The organism is Lysinibacillus capsici (assembly GCF_003367505.1).
Classification (GTDB): Bacteria; Bacillota; Bacilli; order Bacillales_A; family Planococcaceae; genus Lysinibacillus; species Lysinibacillus capsici.
Genome location: NZ_PXXX01000007.1, coordinates 143,383 through 164,838 on the forward strand (window position 1 = coordinate 143,383; position 21,456 = coordinate 164,838).

A 21,456-nucleotide genomic window follows, 5' to 3' on the forward strand; every position below is an offset into this window, starting at 1 on the left:
TTAAGCCTCCTCTTTTGCAGCTTCTTCACGCATCATCCGCATTGCACATTGTGCAGCTTGCTGCTCGGCTTCTTTTTTTGATTTTCCACGACCAATACCAAGCTCTTGTCCATTTAATAATACGCTTGATACAAAGGTACGATTATGTGCTGGGCCTTTTTCATCGATAATCTCATAATGAAGAAGTCCATTATTCGTTTGCTGTACCATTTCTTGCAATTGACTTTTAAAATCCATCACATGCGAAAAAGCACCGACTTCTACTTTTGGGAACACGATTCGTTCTAAAAATGACACGACCGTTTGTAAATCTTGATCTAAATAGAGTGCACCTACAAATGATTCAAAGACATCTGCAAGCAGCGCTGGACGTTCCCGACCACCTGTTAATTCCTCACCTTTTCCAAGTAATACAAAGCGTCCAAAGCCTAGCTCGTTAGCAAATATCACTAGTGATGGCTCACATACAATGGAAGCTCTTAGCTTTGTTAACTCACCCTCGCTCATATTTGGGTATTTCTCAAAAAGATATTTAGAAACAGACAGTTCAAGTACTGCGTCTCCTAAAAATTCAAGACGCTCATTATCCGTAAATAATTTACGGCGATGCTCATTCACATAAGATGAATGCGTGAATGCTTGATACAATAAATTTTTATTAATAAATGTGATATTTAATTCATGCTGTAACAGCTCAAATTGGTTGCGTACTTTTTCAGGAAGTACGCCAGATTTCTGCATAGTTCCTTTTCTTTTCATAGCCATTGAACAAATCTGCCTTCCTAATAGTTTCTACCGTTTTAGTGTACCTTTTTCAGGGCGTTTATGCAAAAGTATTTCGGCTTAAACACAATGTTTTGGAAATTTTCCCGAAAATTCCTCTTAATACAGCATGCATCTCCCATTAGAGAGAATTTTGAAGCTGACTGGTCATTAGATTTTTAACATAAAAAAGGGACGTTAATAGATCGAAAACCGATCCATTTCGTCCCCTTTAAATACATCTTCATTCATTGAATCTGCTCCTTCAAACAAGGAATGCAGAAAAAGTAATTTCTACTTTATTCAAGCTACCATAAAACCATTGTATGATTACGATGACCATTACACCATTAGAGGTGATCTATTTTCACTAAATAAAGTTTTAACGAAATTAGTTTAATTTACTTTCGATGTATGAGATTGCAGTACCTACTGTTGAGATTTTTTCAGCATCTTCATCAGAAATTTCCATATCGAATTCGTCTTCAAGCTCCATTACAAGCTCAACTACGTCTAATGAGTCAGCACCTAAATCATCACGGAAAGAAGCTTCAAGCGTTACTTCGCTTTCTTCCACACCTAAACGGTCCACGATTACTTTTGTTACGCGTTCTAATACTGTAGACAAATGATTCACCTCCCCTCAAATGATTATACAAAAAATCAGCTTATATGCCTAATTGAAATTACATAACCATACCGCCATCAATATGAAGCGTTTGTCCAGTCATATAATTTGCGTCCTCCGATGCTAGGAAAGCTACTGCTTTTGCGATATCCTCTGGCTGACCAAGTTTCGCAAGAGGAATCTGTGTTAGCATACCTTGTTTGATATCCTCTGGCAATTGTTCTGTCATTTCTGTTTCGATAAAACCTGGTGCAATAGCATTAACTAAAATATTACGAGAAGCTAATTCCTTTGCCGTCGTTTTCGTTAGTCCAATAACACCTGCTTTAGCCGCAACATAGTTGGCTTGACCAGCATTACCCGCTACACCAACGATGGAAGAAATATTAATAATACGACCTGCACGTTGCTTCATCATTTGACGTGTGACCGCTTTTGTACAAAGGAAAACACCTTTAAGGTTCGTATTTAATACATCGTCCCATTCGTCTTCTTTCATACGCATGATCAAGTTATCTCTTGTAATACCAGCATTATTCACTAAAATATCAAGGGAGCCGTATGTTTTCACAGCAGCATCCATTAATGCTGTCACTTCTTCTGTCTGAGAGACGCTAGCTTGTACAGCAATTGCTTCGCCACCGTTTTCTTGAATCATCGCTACTACTTCTTCTGCTTTTGCCTGAGAGCCGCTATAGTTCACAACAACCTTAGCACCTTCTTCTGCAAGCTTTAAAGCAATAGCACGTCCAATCCCTCTTGAAGCTCCTGTTACAACAGCTACTTTTCCTTCTAATTTACGCATTAATTGACCACTCCTTCGACGCTTCTAAAACTGCTTCTAACGAAGCTTCATCATAAACACAATAAGTTGCAACAGAGCGATCAATTTTTTTCAAGAGACCGCTTAATACTTTACCAGGTCCACATTCGATAAAGACGTCAACACCTTGCGCAAGCATTTCACGCATAGAAGCTTCCCATTGAACAGCACTGTATACCTGTTCAACTAGCTCTTGTTGTATTGCTGCTACATCTTTTAATTCCTTCGCCATCACATTGCCAATTACAGGAATTTCAGGTGCAGATAAAGAAATCTCTGCCAATGCTGCTTGCAGTTTCTCTGAAGATGGACGCATTAAATCAGAGTGGAAGGGACCACTTACAACTAAAGGTATTGCTCGTTTTGCACCAGCTTCTTTGGCAGCAACACTTGCTTTATCCACACCTTCTTTAGTGCCCGAAATAACAATTTGTCCTGGACAATTCACATTAGCCACCTGAACAGAGTCACCTGATGCTGATACCTGCTCTGTTATCTCGTTCAATGCCTCTAGTTCCATTCCTAAAATTGCCGCCATTGCGCCTTGACCTGCTGGCACAGCTTCATTCATATAAAGACCTCGTTTATGCACGATTGACACAGCATCATCAAATGACATAACACCTGCTAACACCAATGCACCATATTCTCCAAGTGAATGACCCGCTGCGTAGTGTGGTTGAATACCTGCTGCGCGTAACTTTTCAGCCACCATTACACCAGTAGTAAGTAGTGCTGGCTGTGCATGATATGTCAGTGTTAACTCTTCTGCTGGACCTTCTAACATTAATTTAGATAATTCAAATTGAAGAGCTTGATCTGCGCGATCATAAAATGCTTTACTTTCTGCAGCATTTTCAACAAACTCTTGACCCATTCCAACTACTTGTGAACCCTGTCCTGGAAAAATAAATGCTATTTTTGTCATTTGAATAATCCCCTTTGCTTAATCAATTTCTATGTGGCGTACTGTCTCCGTAATCGTCGAAATAACCGTATGCTCTACCATCGTATTGGCTTGTCGAATGGCACTGAAAATCGCTTTCGCATTTGATGATCCATGTGCCTTAATAACAGGTGCTTGTAAGCCAAACAATCCTGCGCCACCATACTCTGTATAGTCCATTTTATTTTTCAAGTCACGTAAATTATTTTTCATGAGCGCTGCTGAAATTTTCGTTTTCGTTGAAGACATAAAGGCCTCTTTTAACATAGAAAATAAAGCACCTGCTGTCCCTTCAATAGACTTCAACACCATATTTCCTGTAAAGCCATCTGTTACAACAACATCAGCTACTCCTTCAAGTAAATCACGTGCTTCTACATTTCCAATAAAATTCAAATCTGCTTCCTTCAATAATTCGAAGGCAGCTTTTGTTAATTCATTCCCTTTTTTATCCTCGGTACCGATATTTAATAAGCCAATTCGTGGTTTTTGCAAACCTCCAACCTTTTTAGCATAAATATCACCCATAATGGCATATTGCACTAAATGCTCTGGGCGAGCATCTGCATTTGCCCCTAAATCAAGCATTAAAAACCCTTTACCGTCTAATGTTGGTAGCGTTGTAGCTAATGCTGGTCTAGCTATTCCCTCAATGCGACCTACTTTAAATAGGCCACCCGCCATCAGGGCCCCTGTGTTCCCTGCAGAAAGGCAAGCATCTGCTTTACCCTCTTCTACTGCATCCATCATACGTGCCATGGAAGAATCCTTTTTTCTACGAACAGCACGGGCAGGATCATCAGTTCCTTCTACTGCTTCCTCACAATGTATAACCTTTAATCGATCATGTTGTTTTAAAAATGGTTCCAGCTTATCTTGATGACCATATAGTTGAATTTCTAAGTTTGGAATTTGCTCTAATGCTAAAAGTGCACCTTCAACAACTGACTTTGGTGCATTGTCTCCACCCATTCCATCAAGCGCTAATTTCATTGTTACTCACCTTTACCTTTCGTGCGGTACATATCAAACTCACCAACAAAAACGGTTTCACCATTAACGGTAGATGTTACCTCAACTTTTGTTCGGTGTGTTTGTTCATCTCGTCCGATAACAATCGCTTTTGTAATAACACGATTTCCAGCTCGTACAGGTTTCACAAACGTAATATTGGAATGTACGGTTAATGCTAGTTCGTCATCAATTACTGCAACCGCTAATGAATTTGCTTGCGCAAACAAATGATGCCCACGTGCGATGCCATTACGCTGAAAAACATGCTCTTCTTGTACATCAAAAATCGAGAGTGCTCGATGATCTAATTCAATATCTACTATCTCCCCAATGACCTCATCAATCGGGAGAGATTTTACTTCATTTTCATAGTTTTTTGAAGCAACATCTTTAATTCGCTCGCGTAATTCTGGTATTGATAATTCCATACGGTCTAAACGAATTGTTTGGACACTTACCTGAAACTGTGTTGCTAGCTGTTCATCTGTGACGAATGGATTTTCAGCTATCGTTTCAGATAGTAGTCGCTGTCGCTCTTTTTTCGTTCGTCTCAACTTCATTCGCCACCTTTTGAGTTGTTATTAGCACTTGGTACTAATATCAGTATATAGAGTATAAAAAAAGAATGCAAGACTTGTTTTGAAATCAAGTACTTACATTCTTTCTGTGCTAACAAGCTTCTCAGATTAATCGAAGCGCTCTCCTTGTAAAACACCAGTATCTTCTAGCATTTTACGCAAGTATTGATAGTCGTCATCCTGCCAAAACTCTTTTGTTTCAAGCATCTCTGAGGCATCTTTTCTAGCGGTCTCCAATATACGATAATCATGTACTAAATCAGCTACTTTAAAATCAGGTAAACCACTTTGCTTTCTACCAAAAAAGTCTCCTGGTCCCCTTAATTCAAGATCTTTTTCAGCTAAACGGAAACCATCATTTGTTTCTGTCATCGATTGCATACGTTCTTTCCCCTCATCAGACTTAGGATCTGCAAGTAAAATACAGTATGATTGGTGCTCACCACGACCAACACGACCTCGAAGCTGATGCAACTGCGCTAGGCCAAAGCGTTCAGCATCATAGACAAGCATAAAGGTAGCATTTGGTACATTTACACCTACCTCTACAACGGTTGTAGAAACTAAAACTTGAATAGTCCCTTCACTAAAAGCACGCATAACCGCATCTTTTTCATCAGCTGATAAACGCCCATGCATTAAACCGACATGATAACGATCTTTAAAATAAGTCGCTAGCTGCTCATAAATTTCCACAGCATTCTGAACATCAAGCTTATCGGATTCCTCGATAAGCGGACAAATCGCATAGGCTTGTCTTCCAGCAGCTAACTCTAATTCTAGCTTAGATAAAACAGAGCCGAATTGTTCTTTCTTCATCCAATGCGTTTCAATCTGCTTACGCCCTGCTGGCATTTCATCAATCATCGATACGTCCATTTCCCCAAATGCAGTAATAGCTAGTGTTCGTGGTATCGGGGTAGCTGTCATAAAAAGCACATCGGGATTCTCCCCTTTATCACGCAAAATACGTCGTTGCTCCACACCAAAGCGGTGCTGTTCATCCGTGATGACAAAGCCAAGTTTATGAAAAATAACATCTGGCTGGATTAGTGCATGTGTACCAATAACAATATCAAGATCTCCATTTGCCAAATCAGCTAATATCACACGTCGCTCTTTTGTTTTAGTGGACCCGGATAAGAGTGCAACACGAACACCAAATGGTTGGAACCATTCTTTCAAATTCTCTAAGTGCTGTTCTGCTAATATTTCAGTTGGTGCCATTAAGGCTCCTTGAAAACCTGCTGTTACGGCTGCATATAGCCCTATTGCTGCTACAACGGTTTTACCCGAACCTACATCCCCTTGTAGCAAGCGATTCATTCGATGCGGCTCCTTCAAATCCTTACAAATTTCATTCACCACGCGTTTTTGAGCATTCGTTAATTCATAGGGTAAGGAAGCGATAAAATCTCGTAACTTATGCACATTAAATTGAATAACTGTACCGTGTTCACTATCCTTCCTTATTTTCCGTAAAGCTTGAATACGCAATTGGAAGTTTAATAGCTCCTCATAGGCAAAGCGTCTCCTTGCTTGTTTAGCATGCCCAGCATCCAGTGGAAAATGAATACCCTCCAAGCCCTCTCTTATTGAAACAAGCTTATACGACTCTTGTAAATAATATGGAATGGTCTCTGGCAGTACTTCTCCACAATCGTCTAACACTTGTCGCATATATTTTCGAAATCTTTTTTGGGGGATCAAGCCTTTCAGACTATAGACAGGCTCAAAGTCAACTTGATCTGTTTTAGGACCAAATGTAACTGAAGTGCCATTGATTACTTGTCTACCTCGATCCCATTTACCAGTCACCGTAATAATGGAACCAGGTACAAGCTTTTGCTTTAAATAGCCCTGATTGAAAAATACGACTTTCACTAAATGTCTTCCTGCTAAAACAGTTACTTGGAGTCTTGACTTATTACGACCTAAAAATAAAATCGTAGGCTCCCGCTCCACCTTACACTCAACTGTAACCCGTTCGTTATGTGGTGTTTGCGCTAAATCTTTTAAACGAAAATCTTCATGTCGATGTGGGAACGTCCATAATAAATCAGCTATTGTATTGATTCCTAGTGATTCAAGATGGGCTGCTGTTTCTTTCCCGACGCCTTTTAATTCATTGACGGGTCCATATAATTCAGTCATCTTATCCCACAACTCCCTTCATTGATTGTTTATGTAGTGTTATACTCTCTCTATCTAATGTACCATAAATTATTTCCCTAACCCTACACATAAGCAAAAACCCTACCAATGATTGATAGGGTTAAACTTTTGATTATTTAATTTCACAGGAGAAACATGTAATTTCTCTCACATATTGCTCATCAACTTCTATTCCTAATCCAGCTTTATCACTTAACTGCAGGATGTCTTTATAGTATGTAACATTTGCCACATCTTTTACAAACATTAATGGTCCGACCATCTCGTTTGTATGGATAATCGACTTACTGACGGCTAGGTGTGCCCCAGCCATTGTTCCGATTGCTGATTCAACCATAGAGCCAACTTGGCAAGGCATCTCTGCAGCCTCCGCAAGACTTGCAAGCGCTAAAGCTGGATAGATTCCACCTGATTTCATTAATTTTATATTTAGCATATCGGCAGCACGCATTTCTATGACATCGACTAAATCATAAATATTATGAACACCTTCGTCCACCATAATACTACAAGGTGAAAGGGCTCTGATTTCTTTTAACGCTCTTAAATCATGTGCTTTTACAGGTTGCTCGTACCAGTCTACATGACAAGCTGTAGTTTCTCTTATTACTTTTAGTGTCTCCATTCTATTCCAACCTTGATTGGCATCTACTCGCAGTTGCACCTCCTCACCTATTGCTTCTCTTACAGCACGAATACGAGCAATATCTAAATCAGCATTTGTACCAACCTTAATTTTAATATTACGGAAACCCGATTTTACAAATTCACTTGCATCTTTAGCCATTTCCTCGGGACTCTTAATGCTAATCACTCTTGGCACCTGTAATTCCTCATGTGCTTTTCCACCAATTAATTGATAAACTGGTTGACCAGTCATTTTCCCCATCAAATCGTAGAGTGCAATGTCCAATGCGGCTTTTGCTGAAGGGACTCCATCAATTTTTTCATTAAACTTTTTATGGATACGGTCTACTGCAAATGGATCTTCATCAATCAGTAATGGCGCTAGTTCATGTTTAATAACGTGATACGTGCTCTCCCAAGTTTCACCCGTCACATTTTGATCAGGCACAGCTTCGCCCCAGCCAACTACTCCCTCATCCGTCTCGATTCTGGTAAGAATAGTTGGCATATCATCTAAATGAACATAAGAAATAACGAAGGGTTCCTTTAATTGTAAACGTGCTGCAAACACTTCAATCTTTTTTATCACGATGTAAAACTCCTTTTCGTATAAATAGTCTGATTATTTATGTTGCAAGATAATATTTATAAATAGTTGAATCGCATCAGGGAAAACATCTTCATCTAGATCAAATCGTGGATGATGATGTGGATATTGGCTTTTTTCACCACCCATACCTACAAAAACAAATGCTCCAGGCTTATGTTGTAAATAATAAGAAAAATCTTCTCCACCCATGACTGGTTCGACTACCTTAAATGCGGTATCTCCGAATTGTTCCCGTACAATCGATTCAATAAATCGTGATTGTGTTGGATAATTGACGAGCGGAGGTGTTCCTAAAATAAAATCGATTTTTCCTTCTGCTCCAAATGCTCGGCAAATCCCTTCTGTTAAACTTACCATTTTCGTTTTAATGATTTTTACAGTGTTCGGTGTCAATGCTCTGATCGTTCCAGTTAATTTTGCCGTATCAGGAATAATATTATAAGTGGTTCCCGCTTGTATATTACCAACTGTAATGACACCCGCATCGATAGGATTGACATTTCTACTTATGATACTTTGAAAAGCTTGCATTAAATGGCTAGCTATATAAATAGGATCAATTGTTTCATGTGGCATCGAACCATGACCACCATACCCTTGAATTATAATTTCAAAATCATCAATAGAAGCCATCATCGGTCCATGTGTTAAACCTATCTTCCCTTTCTCTAAACCTTGCCATAAGTGAATGCCAAAAATAGCATCTATATCTTCCAACACACCTTTTTGAATTAATAAATCAGCGCCACTTGGCGTGATTTCCTCTGCTGATTGAAATATAAGCTTGATATTCGGCTCGATTTTCTCTCTATTTAAGCTTATCCATGTTGCAACTGCTAATAAAATCGCTGTATGACCATCATGGCCACACATATGAGCAACACCTTGCCTGTCTGAAATGTACGGTTTGTCTCCCTCTTCTTTTATAGGTAAGGCATCTATATCGGCACGTAATGCAATAGTTTTTGTTCCCTTTGTCCCTTTTATAAACGCCACTACACCTGGAGGTTCATAATCTAGAATTTCTATATCTAACTCCTCTAGTCTTTTGCGAATAAACTCACTTGTTTCGTATTCTTCACCAGAAAGCTCTGGGTATTGGTGCAGATGACGGCGATCCTCTATTGCCTTTTCTGCTAATTTTTTTATATTCATTATTTCCATTGTTAAACTCCTTTAGAAAGGTCCGTATTGTATGACTTGTGCAATAATGAGCGATATTACCGCAACTGTTACTTGAATAAGCATAAACGGAAAAATCCACTTTATCCATTTACCCCAAGGAATACCCGCAATTGATAATCCCGCCATTAAAAAACCTACTGTTGGGAATATAATATTCGACATACCATCGCCAAATTGATAGGCAAGTACGGCTGTTTGTCTTGTAACACCGATCATATCTGATAAAGGTGCCATAATTGGCATCGTTAAGGCAGCCTGTCCACTTCCTGATGGTACTAAAAAATTTAAAAATAACTGGAAGATAAACATCCCTACAGCATTTAGTGCAGGTGGAACTGAATCAAGCAATGCAGATGTGTAAAAGAGAATTGTATCAATTAATCCTGAGTTATTGAAAATCACTAAAATAGACTGAGCTAACCCAATGATAAGAGCGCCACCAACTAAATCACCTGCGCCCTTCATAAATGAATTAGCAATATGCGAAGGTGATAATTTGCCAATAAGCCCCATTAAAATACCAAACAATAAAAATAAACCAGCTATTTCAGTAATGTACCAACCTAGTTTTACAACCCCGTACATCAATACGATAAAATTCAAAAGAAATGTAGCCATAACAAGCTTATGTCTTATTTCCATTTTCGAATTCCCCTGTACGAAATCACTCTCATCATTGCGAAAATTTCCATAAAAGCCGAGTTTAGGATTATTTTTCACTTTTCTTGCATAGCGATAAACATATATTGTTGCTACTGTGTATAAGACAATAAAAATGACAATTCGAAAAGCAATTCCTGAAAATAATGGCAAGCCCGCAATCTCTTGCGCTATTCCTACTGTAAACGGATTCATAACAGCTGCCGAAAATCCGACAGATGCACCAAGAATAACAATTGCAAAACCTGTAATTGCATCAAACCCTAGGGCAACAGCAAGCGGTGCAAGAATTCCTACATATACAATCGTTTCATCAGACATCCCCATTAATGACCCAGCACAGGCGAAAAACAACATTAATACTGGTATTATTAACATTTCGCGTTTTGCCATTTTTACAGATAGCATGGCGATAAAGGATTCTAATGCCCCTGTGGCTGATAGTATTCCAAAGGTACCTCCTACAATCAATACGAAGAAAATAATACTTGCTCCTTGCATCATGCCTGAATGTACACTGCTAAAAATATCCAAAAATCCAATGGGGTTCATATCTGTAAAACTAAATGTCCCAGGTTGAATCACTTGACGTCCATTAACTTCTTCCCGTTGAAATGAACCAGCTGGAATAAAATACGTTAAAATGGAAGATACAACAATAAGGCAAAAGATTAACACATAAACATTGATTCCTTTTTGTTGCTCTATTTCTTTATTAGCTATAAATTTACTCATCCGCCATCCTCCTTAGTTGAATCATTGAATAAATACAAATTTTTATGTCCACTATCAATACGTAACATATCTCTCCAACATAAAAAGCCATCCCCTTTTTTTGAAATTTCCGTCTTATTCATTGTAATTGATAAAAAAATAAATAAAAAATTACTATTTTGAATAGTTACTATTGATAAATTTACATATAAATTCATCGAGATACATCAAAAAAATTACAAATAAAAAGAACGTTACATCCCTGCGATTTCACCAGGCAGCAACATTCTTTTCATTCTTTTCGATATACAAACCAATTAAATTGTTTTCCATGTGTCTTTAACTAAATCAATAAATGTACTTACATTACTAAATGTTTTAGCATTTTGAGGAAAAATTAAATAAGTGGGTAACTTTTTAGGGAATCGGTACAGAACTTGAAGACTCCCTTTTGTTACCTCTTTTTGAATAATAATATCACTCAACAAGGCTAGACCCACTTGTTCCATTACTGCTCTCTTAATTGCTTCCTCGCTTCCAAATTCCACTATTGTTTGTGGCTTACACTTAATTTCTTGCAGGCAACTGACAATACAGTCATCCATTCCATAGGTTATAAAGGGATAATCATCAAATATTTCCTGCACAGTATGATCCTTTATAATAAGCGGATTTCCAACCAATACTAAATCCTCTTCCTCCAATAAAATCCCCTCTACACCAGCGTAACTAGGGGATCCAGCTACAAAACCTATATCTGCTTGGTTTGAACTCACAAGTTTGGCTGTTTCTTTACTATTGGCACAAAGAAGTTTTAGGTTTACCTGAGGGTACTGTTTTAAAAACGAGCCGATAATATGTGATAAATAATAGCCGCAATAAAACTCTGGTGCAGCGATTGTCAAATGACCAAATGGCTTTTCGAAATTCTTCAAATCCTGTTCCATTTCCTCAATAATCCCAAATAATTGATCTGTATGTTCCTTTACTATTTTTCCTACTTGAGAAAGAAACATTTTCTTACCCATTCGATTAATTAAGATATGCCCTAACTCTTCCTCTAACGCTTTAATCTGTTGGCTAATTGTAGGCTGGCTATAATTAAGAATTTCAGCCGCTTTTGTAAAGTTGAGGTAAGTTGAAACAACATGAAATGTTTTCAAATTACGCAAATCCATCTCTATTCACGTCCCTGCTATATAATTAAGATACATACATTTCCTTATTAAAATTTAATTATACTTAAATCGACTATGTACGTAAGAGGTTTTTTCTTTCCAGTAAGTTATCAACCAACATAAAAACATGCTACCTATTTAGATAGCATGTTTCTTATTTTTTATTGAAGTGCTTTAATGCTTTGTAAGCCACCATTTTCAAGGATGGCTTTACTGATCGCCTTCCCTGTTGGTGTTGCTGCTAGACCGCCTCGTGCCGTCTCTTTAAGATTAGGACTCATAGATTGTCCAATGCGATACATAGCACCAATTACTTCATCACATGGAATACGACTTGTTACACCAGCAAGTGCCATATCCGCCGCTACTAGGGAGTTAGATGCACCCATTGCATTACGTTTGACACAAGGCACTTCAACCAAGCCTGCCACTGGATCACAAACAAGACCTAGCATGTTTTTTAGTGTAATGGCAAACGCTTCTGAACATTGCTGTGGTGTACCTCCAGCCATTTCGACAATAGCAGCTGCAGCCATACCTGCAGCTGAACCAACCTCTGCCTGACAACCACCAGCAGCCCCAGAAATGGAAGCGTTATTGGCTACCACAAATCCAAATGCTCCTGACGTAAATAAATAACGAATCATTTGCTCACGAGTTGGATTTAGTTTGTTTTTTACTGCAAACAGTGTTCCTGGTACTACACCTGCTGAACCTGCTGTTGGTGTTGCACAGATTGTTCCCATTGCAGCATTTACTTCATTAGTTGCAACCGCTTTACTTACTGCATCTAATAATAAATCACCTGAAAGTGACTTTCCTTGTGCAATATAATTTTGAAGTAATACGGCATCCCCACCAGTTAAACCTGTTACTGATTGCACACCTTGTAATCCACGTTCAATTGCTTCTTCCATCACTGTTAAATTTCGATCCATTTGCTGGATGATTTCTTCACGCGTTCTACCAGTTATCAATATTTCTTGTTCAATCATAATTTCTGATATTAATTTATCTTCTTTCTCTGCTCGTTCAACAAGTTCACGAACATTATGAAATAAAACGTCCATCACGGGACACCTCCTTAGTTATTAATTTTTGAGACCTTTGTAATATATGGAATTAAAGATATTTGCTGTAGCACCTTATCCTCAATGTTTTGATCAACTTCAATCACCATCAAAGCAGTTAAACCACGTTCGATACGTGATACCTCCATATGCCCAATGTTGACTTCATGCATCGCCAAGCAATTGGCTACATTGGCAATACAGCCAGCACGATCGTCATGAACAACAAGAATAGCTGGCATACCACCAGTTAAACGTAACTTAAAGCCATTGACTTCACTGACTTCAATTTTTCCGCCACCAATTGAAATACCGACTACTGACATTTCCCCTTCATCGTCTCCAATGACAAGTCGAGCCGTATTTGGATGCTCGGTATTAGCTGTTTCAGGAATGAATTCGTATTCTAATCCTGCTTTTTTGGCATCTTCAAATGCCGTTTTAATACGATCATCAAATGTATCGTAATTTAATAAGCCTCCTACAATCGCAACATCTGTACCATGCCCTCTATACGTTTCTGCAAACGATCCATATAAATGAATTTTTGCCCATTTAGGTTGTCTACCAAATAAATCCCTTGCAACACGCCCGATGCGAGCTGCTCCTGCCGTATGAGAGGAGGAAGGCCCAATCATGACTGGTCCAATAATATCAAATACTGAAGTAAACTTCATACAAACACCCCTCTATTCTATCCGTATAATAATATTTATTTTTATTTATATCATGCTTGATAGTTACTATAAAAGTAAAGCATTTAATTTATCAACTTTCAGAAAATTACCACTACTATAATTTATAGTAAATATTTATGCTTATTTATTGTCCGTACCATATATACACAACTACGAAAGCGGCGACATTCCAATATTTCCAAATTTTATATCCTGTGGGTACGTACATTGAATGATTCATATTTAGTACGTTTTTAATAAATTTAATCCAACATTCTCTTTGTAGCATAAACAAAAGCAGTACACGTTTTGTGCACTGCTTTCTTTACGGAATAGCAAAGTAGCATGTAATTATTCTACTGAAATAATATATGGATATAACCCTTGTTTACCATCAAATAATTCAACTTCTACATCCGGATAGTTCTCTTCTATGAAAGCTACCAACTCAGAGGCAGCTTGTTCAGTTGTATCTTCACCATAAATGACTGTAACAATCTCAGCATCTTCATTAACTAAATCCTTAATTACTTTTTCAGCTGCATCCTTTAGTGCTGGTGTAGAAAGGACAATTTTTCCTTCTGCCAATGCCATAAAATCATCTTTGTGAATTTCAACACCATCAATAGATGTATCACGCACTGCATAGGTAACTTGACCTGTCTTCACATTTGTAAATGCTTCTGACATTGTTTTTTTATTTACATCAACAGCTGCCTCTGGGTTAAACGCTAAAATCGCTGCCATTCCTTGAGGAATCGTCTTCGTAGGAACTACTGCTGCATCAATTTCTAATAGTTCAACCGCTTGCTCCGCTGCCATCACTATATTTTTATTATTCGGTAAGATTAATACTTTCTCTGCACCGATTTCTTGTACAGCCTTCACGATATCTTCAGTTGAAGGATTCATTGTTTGACCGCCTTCAATGACATAGGAAGCACCGATAGAGCGCAATAATTCTGCCACACCTTCACCCATAGCAATCGTTACAATAGCATATGGATGTTTTTCTACTTTTTTAGCAGGCGTAGGGGCTTTATGTTCCTCGCCAACGATTGCTGAATGCTGCTCACGCATATTATCAACTTTAATTTTTATAAGACTACCGTATTTTTGGCCAATTGATAGAACAGAACCTGGTTGCTCGGAATGGATATGAACCTTCGCAATTTCCTCATCTGAAATAACAAGTAAAGAATCACCTAAAGGATTTAATTCATTACGGAATTGTTCTTCATTAAAAGGTTCTTTTCCTTCTTCTAAGCGTACCATTATTTCTGTACAGTAACCAAATTCAATATCAGCAGTGTTCATGAAATCTTGGGCTCTATGATGTTCTGCATTGATTAAATCATCTAGCGTCGCATCATTTTTCTCCGGAAGAGCCTCCCCCTTTAAGGAAGCTAAAAATCCTTCATACACAAATAGTAAGCCTTGACCACCACTATCTACCACACCAACTTCTTTTAAAACAGGCAGTAGGTCAGGTGTACGATCCAACGATGCCTTTGCCTCTGCTGTAAAAGCTTCCATTACGGCAATGATATCGTTTTCAGTTTCTGCTACTTCTACACCTTTTTTCGCAGCTTCACGTGCCACCGTTAAAATTGTTCCTTCTACTGGCTTCATAACAGCTTTATATGCCGTATCAACACCCGCTTGGAATGCTCCAGCAAAGCCCTTTGCATCAATTGTTGACTCCTTCTCAATAAACTTCCCAAAACCACGGAATAACTGAGATAGAATAACGCCTGAATTCCCACGCGCTCCCATTAACAAGCCTTTTGATAATGCCTGTGCTGTTTTACCAATATGCTCTGAAGCAGCATGCTCTGTTTCCTTTGCACCAGATGTCATCGATAAGTTCATATTTGTACCTGTATCACCATCTGGAACGGGGAAAACATTTAATGAATCTACATAATTTGCATTTTGGTATAGGTGATGCGCCCCCATTTGTACCATTTCAGCAAACTTTATACCGTCTAAAGACTGCATTCGATTTAGTTCCTCCTCTTAATTCGCTACACGAACGCCCTGTACAAAGATATTGACAGATTTTACGCTCATACCTAATGTTTTATCTACTGTATATTTCACTTTCGATTGTACTTGATAAGCCACTTCCGAAATTTTTGTCCCGTAACTAACAATAATGTACATATCTATATGTAAATCGTCGTCCTGTTGTCGAATTACAACACCTTTTGCGAAGTTTTCTTTACGTAAAATATCAGTTAGACCATCACGAATTTGATGTTTAGATGCCATGCCAACAATACCGTAGCATTCTACAGCAGCTCCACCAGCAATTTGTGCAAGTACATCTGTTGAAATATCAATTTGGCCGAATTCATTGTTTAATTCAATTGACATAGAAATGCCCCCTTGGCTCTTTTTGACTAAACTATATTGTAACACTTTCGTTATAATTTAAGCAACCTAAGGGGGTATTGAAGGGCTTTGTAGCAACGTTTTCTGACTTCAAATAGACGCATTTGCTTCTTCATCAAAAATTGCCATTTTGCAGAAATAGTTATTTCGTCCGTTTTGCTTTGCCAAATATAGCGCTTGGTCAGCTAATTCACAACATGTTTGTAAATGCTCATATTTTGCGATTTTAGCTTGACACATTCCAATACTAACAGTAACTTGTTGGGCAATAGTAGATTGTAAATGCGGTATATTAAGTTGTCGAATTTCTTCTAAGATTTCTTCACATACAGGTTCAGCAACCTTATGAGTATGCTGGCTTATCATAACAAACTCCTCGCCACCCCAACGGGCAACAAATGCATTATACTTCCCTGCAATTTCCTCCAATAGAGATGCGACTTTGACAATTGCTGCATCTCCCTGCAAATGACCATAATAATCATTAAATTTTTTAAAGCAATCAATATCAATCATTATGACTGTTAAAGGTTGTGTTTGATAAAGTTGCTGTCCGATCTTATTCAATTTTTGGTTAAATGCACGTCGATTAGGTAGATTCGTTAAAGAATCTTTTAATGCTTGCTCTGCTAATTCATTATTTTTAATAGCCAACAATTCTGATAGTCGCTTCGTTTTAGTCATTTCCTCATTCAATAAAATATGCTGGGTATGGATTTGTTTACGAACCTTATAGGTCTGATATTGAATCATTACACCAATAGGTATTAATAATGACATGGGTAATATAATTTTTATATTTTCACTCGATATTCCAGCACTCATATATGCACTCACAATAATGGCTGATGCAGAAAGCAAAATAATCCAGACAATTTTTCGTAAAGGTAACGCGAATACTGTACAAATAATGATTAAAATAACCTCATAGAGTGCTGCATGACGGAAAAAGTAAACATCCAATACCGATATCGCAGTAATCAAAAGCATTATTGTGTAAATATAAACAACAACCAACCGTTCATACTTCTGTATATTAACAGGAGTAATATGAATTCGCTTTTCTCGGATAAACAATAATACTGCAACATCTATATAAAACATAGCGATATGAATGGCAATATAGACGGGAACCACGGCTCTTTCCGCCTTCACAAAAAATACCTCTCCATAATGTATTAACGAAATAATGACTGATACATACATGAGTGTCCAAGCAACTATTCTCATCCCTTTTAAATTCGACTGAACCATTTCTTCGCGAATAGAAAAAGCTAATTTTTCTTGATTTTCCATCATGCTCTCTCCTCATGCCCACTTTCAAATAATTATAATGTCCTATATGTATCGTCATGATAATGAAAAATACAAGTCAATCTAAATTTTTCTGATAAATAAAAAAGTTGATACCTTTATAGCATCAACTTTTTACATTGTATTCAATTAAATATCGAAAAATTTATTTGGCTAAAATAGACTTTTAATAAGCGTGTCAATCATAACAGGCATCTCTTTAAACGCACTATCCACATGCAATCGTTCTGTTTTTTGATGGGCATCCTTACCAAATGGACCGACATTTAAGACAGGTCCTTGTAATGCCGCCATCTCTTTGAATGGAATATGATACGTATCGCCCCATACAGGTGTGTTCCGTTCAAATGCTAGCCACTCATTGGATGCATCTGAATAGTTGACATAGCTTAAATCACAAATTCCGTTAAAGTAGTGGATCTGCTCCACCTCAATATCAAATGTTTGAGCTGTTTGCTTCATTAATTCAATCGACTGTTTCACTAATGGATGGTTGGATGAATTAATGGCTGGATAGTAAGGTGGTGCATATAACAGAACTGTGGCAGGTGCTAATTCCTGACAGCGAATCATGAGCTGATCCACAATACGAATGGATTTTTCACGATCATCCCATGCAGGATGCTGCTGAACCTGGTGCTTAATCGCTTGTACTTCCTCAGCCCCTAACTTATGGATCGCATGCTCCAATAATGCCTCGTAGCGTAAGACCTTTACCATGCCCACACCCTGAACATTTTCGCGTGTACAAATGTCCTGATAGTGCGCATTGCAAGCAGCCATTGCCTGTAACGCAACTTCCTCAAAAATAGCCATCACCTCAGCGGCTGTACGTTTTAACAAAAAGACATTGTAAAGTGCCGCCGCACGGTATGGTGTTTGTGTAGAATACTCCATTTTTAAATCTTTTAATTGTAGAGAGACGGGTAGTGGTGTGCTTTCGCCTAAATCTGTTTCACGGAAAAGGGGATTCCACTCCATATGCTGTGTCATATAGGAAGCGATAAAGGGGGCCGTCATCCCTTTTAATGGCTCACCAACATGTGTCTCTTTTCCGTAGAACAAAGCAGCAGGCATGATTTTACCAATTGTACCTGAATAAATATATTCATTCGTATCCGAAGGCCCTTGTGAAAACGATGGCTCACTATTTAAAAATAATTTATAGGTTAAGCCATGCTGTTCCCGCAGTCTCACCAGTTCCACAACAGCCGCTCTCATACCAGCAGAGTTGACTTCCTCATCAGGGACCGTTGTTAAAATTAAATTAATCGGCCATTGCTCAAAGCTTGCCTTTTCGATCAACTGCATGTGTAAGGCAAGACCCATTTTCATGTCCATTGTGCCGCGTCCAAATAAATAATTCCCAGACGCCAAATCAATGCGAGCTGCCTCTGGTAAATCTTTTAGGTATTTAGGTTCCATTAGCTTTTTCGTTAGTTCTTCTGGAGAAAAGGCTAACGGCTCTAGTTCACCATATTCCTCCGTATGCACGGTATCGAAGTGACTGATTAACACAACGGTTTCAGTTGCGGTTGGATGCTTATAGAAGGCTGTCACTGCATTTCTGCCAAGTCCTGCATCATGTAATTCAATCAAGTCTGGGTGCTTCTCAAAATATGGAAGCGTTAACAATTTATCTTTTAGTCGAAAGGCAAATTTATTTTCACCCTCCGTTAATGTACGGCTTTCCCAGCTCACAAGTTCACATAATAGGGCACGTAGTTTTTCGGGTGTATCCCACATAAAAGTATTCATGATTTTTTCTCCTTTTACTCCCATTCGTTAGAGGTACGATTAACGAACTTCTAGTGTTTCTTCACTTTTGCTATCTGTAGCAGCAGTCGCCGCTTTCTTTAATTTAAATTGATAAAAAATCATACAGGCAATAAAGAAGCCAATCCCGTATAGTAAACCAATCCTTTGCGTTGGATCAAACGCTAAAAATACTAAAATTAAAACACAAAAGATTATACAAAATACTGGAATCAACGGGAATAGTGGTGTTTTAAATTTTAGATCAGCCACATTTCCTCCCGACTTCACATAGCGATAACGGAACATTAACTGAGAAGCACATATCCCCATCCATGAAATTGTGACAGATATACCTGCTACCGACATTAGTAATACAAATACAGCATCAGCTTCCATTACACTAGTTAATAAAGATAAGAGTGAGAATACCATCGTAAAAATAAGCGCATTTAAAGGTACTTTATTTTTCGTTAATCGACCAAATAACTTGGGCGCCATCCCCTCTTGTGACATGGAAAATAATAAACGTGTTGATGCATATAAACATGAATTACCGACTGATAAAATAGCTGTCAAAATAACAAAGTTCATGATACCAGCTGCATATGGTACACCAGCTAAATTCATTAACGTGACAAATGGACTTTCCATAAGCCCAAGCTCTGATGCTGGGAATATTGCCGATAATACAATAATGGAAGCAATATAGAAAACGATGATTCTAAATAGAATTGTACGAATCGCTCTAGGAATATTTTTTTCAGGGTTCTCGGTCTCCCCTGCTGCAATACCCACCAGCTCTGATCCCTGATAAGAAAAAATTACATTCATCATTGTGACAAAAATAATCGTAATACCTGCTGGGAATAAACCAGAAGGTGCTAAATTTGTGAGATGTGGAGTAGGACGATCTGCTAATGGAATTAAACCAAAGATTGCTGCTCCACCAATAATGATAAATGCAATCACTGCAACAACTTTTATACTAGCAAACCAGAACTCTGCTTCAGCAAAGCCCTTCGTTGTTAAAGCATTTAAGACAAATAAAAGAACCATAAACACAGCACACCATATCCAAATTGGTACACTTGGAAACCAATGCTGCATTAAAATACCTGCAGCCGTAAATTCAACGCCTGCTGTGGCAGCAGATCCGACAAAATACATCCAACCTAATGAAAAACCGGCTGAAGGACTAATGAAACGTGTTGCATAAGTTTGGAAAGAACCTGTAACAGGCATGTAAACAGCCAATTCCCCAAGACAATTCATGACCATAAACAAAATTAAGCCACCAAATAAGTAACCAATCAGTGCACCGCCGGGTCCTGCCTGGTTAATGGTATAGCCTACATTTAAAAATAAGCCTGTTCCAATAACACCCCCAAGTGAAAGCATTAACAAGTGACGACTTTTCATCGAACGCTTTAATTGATTATTGTGAAGCTGATCCCCTTTATTCAACATCCATCCCTACTTCCCATATAATGTAAAAATATTAAATATTCTGATATTTTAAGAATGAAAGTACCCAATCAATTTTCTCTTTTAAATTGATTGGGTATTGTTAGATTTACTTAAAAACGTAATGATAAACAGCTTAAACCACCATCGTGTTTTCTAAATTCAGACATATCAAGTTCAATTGTTTGATAGCCAAGGTCCAGTAATTTACGATTTGTTTCTGGATAGCCAGCTGGAATAATAATATAATCATTTACTTGAATACAGTTAGCTGAATATTCATCCTCTTTAGGAATCACGATTTTTTCGTAAGATTCAAATGCAGGATGATCGACAAATTCACCAGCTAGCACCATACGATTTTCCCCAACATAGGCAATTCCAGTTTTTAAATGGAAGAATTCTTTTAATGGAATAATAGTTGCTTCATAACCTTCTTGTTCAACAATCTCTTTAAATTGCTGAGCGCCTTCTTCATTTGTGCGTTCTGAGATCCCTACGTAAAACTTTTTCTCTGCTTGTAGTACATCTCCACCATCAAGTGTTCCAGAACCTTTAATATAGTAAATTTTTTCATAGAATTGCTTTACAGCTGGTTCGATTTCTTCAATTTCGCGGTTACGAGCTGCTGCTCCAGGATTCGATATAATAGCAAATTCAGGCGTTAATACAGCTGTATCCTCTACAAATGTTGAATCAGGAAATGCTTCATTTGCTGGTAATTGTGTAACTTCTACACCGCATTTTTTTAAAGCCTCTACATAATGTTCATGTTGTTCAAATAATTTTTCTAAAATCGGCTTTCCTAAATCACTAGTTGTTAAACCGTTTACAAAACTATTACCTGGATTTTTAACAATAACATTTTTAAACATA

19 protein-coding genes are annotated in these 21,456 nt (G+C 38.0%); all 19 read right to left on the reverse strand.

The annotated features are described in order from the left end of the window. A complete protein-coding gene (gene rnc, locus C7B89_RS04015; RefSeq protein ID WP_012293239.1) occupies positions 1-765 on the reverse strand; it encodes a ribonuclease III in 765 nt (254 codons plus the stop codon). A 388-nt stretch (positions 766-1,153) separates the two neighbouring features. Continuing rightward, the gene (acpP, locus tag C7B89_RS04020) at positions 1,154-1,390 is read right to left on the reverse strand and encodes an acyl carrier protein (protein ID WP_009371143.1); all 237 of its coding nucleotides are present in this window, start codon (positions 1,388-1,390) and stop codon (positions 1,154-1,156) included. A gap of 58 nt (positions 1,391-1,448) precedes the next feature. After that, complete coding sequence (gene fabG / locus C7B89_RS04025) at positions 1,449-2,195, reverse strand: 3-oxoacyl-[acyl-carrier-protein] reductase (RefSeq protein ID WP_004269418.1); 747 nt, start codon at positions 2,193-2,195, stop codon at positions 1,449-1,451. Continuing rightward, positions 2,188-3,141 (reverse strand): ACP S-malonyltransferase, encoded by a 954-nt coding sequence (fabD, locus tag C7B89_RS04030; protein WP_115673197.1) that lies wholly within the window; start codon positions 3,139-3,141, stop codon positions 2,188-2,190. The genes fabG and fabD overlap by 8 nt, the downstream gene beginning before the upstream one ends. 18 nt (positions 3,142-3,159) lie before the next feature. Continuing rightward, positions 3,160-4,152, reverse strand: coding sequence for a phosphate acyltransferase PlsX (gene plsX, locus C7B89_RS04035; RefSeq protein ID WP_048391651.1), 993 nt, complete (start codon positions 4,150-4,152; stop codon positions 3,160-3,162). Positions 4,153-4,154: 2 nt separating this feature from the next. Further along, positions 4,155-4,727, reverse strand: a complete 573-nt coding sequence (fapR, locus tag C7B89_RS04040) for a transcription factor FapR (protein WP_004269421.1) — start codon at positions 4,725-4,727, stop codon at positions 4,155-4,157. A 132-nt stretch (positions 4,728-4,859) separates the two neighbouring features. Then, positions 4,860-6,905 (reverse strand): ATP-dependent DNA helicase RecG, encoded by a 2,046-nt coding sequence (recG, locus tag C7B89_RS04045; protein WP_054550503.1) that lies wholly within the window; start codon positions 6,903-6,905, stop codon positions 4,860-4,862. A 133-nt stretch (positions 6,906-7,038) separates the two neighbouring features. After that, on the reverse strand, positions 7,039-8,142 hold the full coding sequence (locus tag C7B89_RS04050; protein ID WP_115673198.1) for a mandelate racemase/muconate lactonizing enzyme family protein: 1,104 nt from the start codon (positions 8,140-8,142) through the stop codon (positions 7,039-7,041). 33 nt (positions 8,143-8,175) lie between these two features. After that, positions 8,176-9,327 carry a M20 metallopeptidase family protein gene (locus tag C7B89_RS04055; protein ID WP_115673199.1) on the reverse strand — a complete coding sequence of 384 codons (1,152 nt, stop codon included), beginning with the start codon at positions 9,325-9,327 and terminating at the stop codon, positions 8,176-8,178. 12 nt (positions 9,328-9,339) lie between these two features. Next, positions 9,340-10,743 carry a YfcC family protein gene (locus C7B89_RS04060; RefSeq protein WP_115673200.1) on the reverse strand — a complete coding sequence of 468 codons (1,404 nt, stop codon included), beginning with the start codon at positions 10,741-10,743 and terminating at the stop codon, positions 9,340-9,342. A 296-nt stretch (positions 10,744-11,039) separates the two neighbouring features. Further along, the gene (locus tag C7B89_RS04070; protein ID WP_115673202.1) at positions 11,040-11,900 is read right to left on the reverse strand and encodes a LysR family transcriptional regulator; all 861 of its coding nucleotides are present in this window, start codon (positions 11,898-11,900) and stop codon (positions 11,040-11,042) included. 161 nt (positions 11,901-12,061) lie between these two features. Continuing rightward, positions 12,062-12,970 (reverse strand): L-serine ammonia-lyase, iron-sulfur-dependent, subunit alpha, encoded by a 909-nt coding sequence (sdaAA, locus tag C7B89_RS04075; protein ID WP_004269428.1) that lies wholly within the window; start codon positions 12,968-12,970, stop codon positions 12,062-12,064. A gap of 14 nt (positions 12,971-12,984) precedes the next feature. Further along, the gene (gene sdaAB / locus C7B89_RS04080) at positions 12,985-13,647 is read right to left on the reverse strand and encodes an L-serine ammonia-lyase, iron-sulfur-dependent subunit beta (protein ID WP_004269429.1); all 663 of its coding nucleotides are present in this window, start codon (positions 13,645-13,647) and stop codon (positions 12,985-12,987) included. Positions 13,648-13,998: 351 nt separating this feature from the next. Then, positions 13,999-15,648, reverse strand: coding sequence for a DAK2 domain-containing protein (locus tag C7B89_RS04085; RefSeq protein ID WP_048391660.1), 1,650 nt, complete (start codon positions 15,646-15,648; stop codon positions 13,999-14,001). A gap of 18 nt (positions 15,649-15,666) precedes the next feature. Continuing rightward, entirely contained in the window at positions 15,667-16,026 is a 360-nt protein-coding gene (locus C7B89_RS04090; protein WP_004269431.1) for an Asp23/Gls24 family envelope stress response protein, read from the reverse strand. 108 nt (positions 16,027-16,134) lie between these two features. Further along, a complete protein-coding gene (locus tag C7B89_RS04095) occupies positions 16,135-17,340 on the reverse strand; it encodes a GGDEF domain-containing protein (RefSeq protein ID WP_115673203.1) in 1,206 nt (401 codons plus the stop codon). A 171-nt stretch (positions 17,341-17,511) separates the two neighbouring features. Then, positions 17,512-19,116, reverse strand: a complete 1,605-nt coding sequence (locus C7B89_RS04100; protein WP_115673204.1) for a M20/M25/M40 family metallo-hydrolase — start codon at positions 19,114-19,116, stop codon at positions 17,512-17,514. Positions 19,117-19,155: 39 nt separating this feature from the next. Next, a complete protein-coding gene (locus C7B89_RS04105; protein WP_115673205.1) occupies positions 19,156-20,583 on the reverse strand; it encodes an amino acid permease in 1,428 nt (475 codons plus the stop codon). Positions 20,584-20,693: 110 nt separating this feature from the next. Then, entirely contained in the window at positions 20,694-21,455 is a 762-nt protein-coding gene (locus C7B89_RS04110; protein ID WP_082148185.1) for a dimethylarginine dimethylaminohydrolase family protein, read from the reverse strand. Position 21,456: the final 1 nt, after the last annotated feature.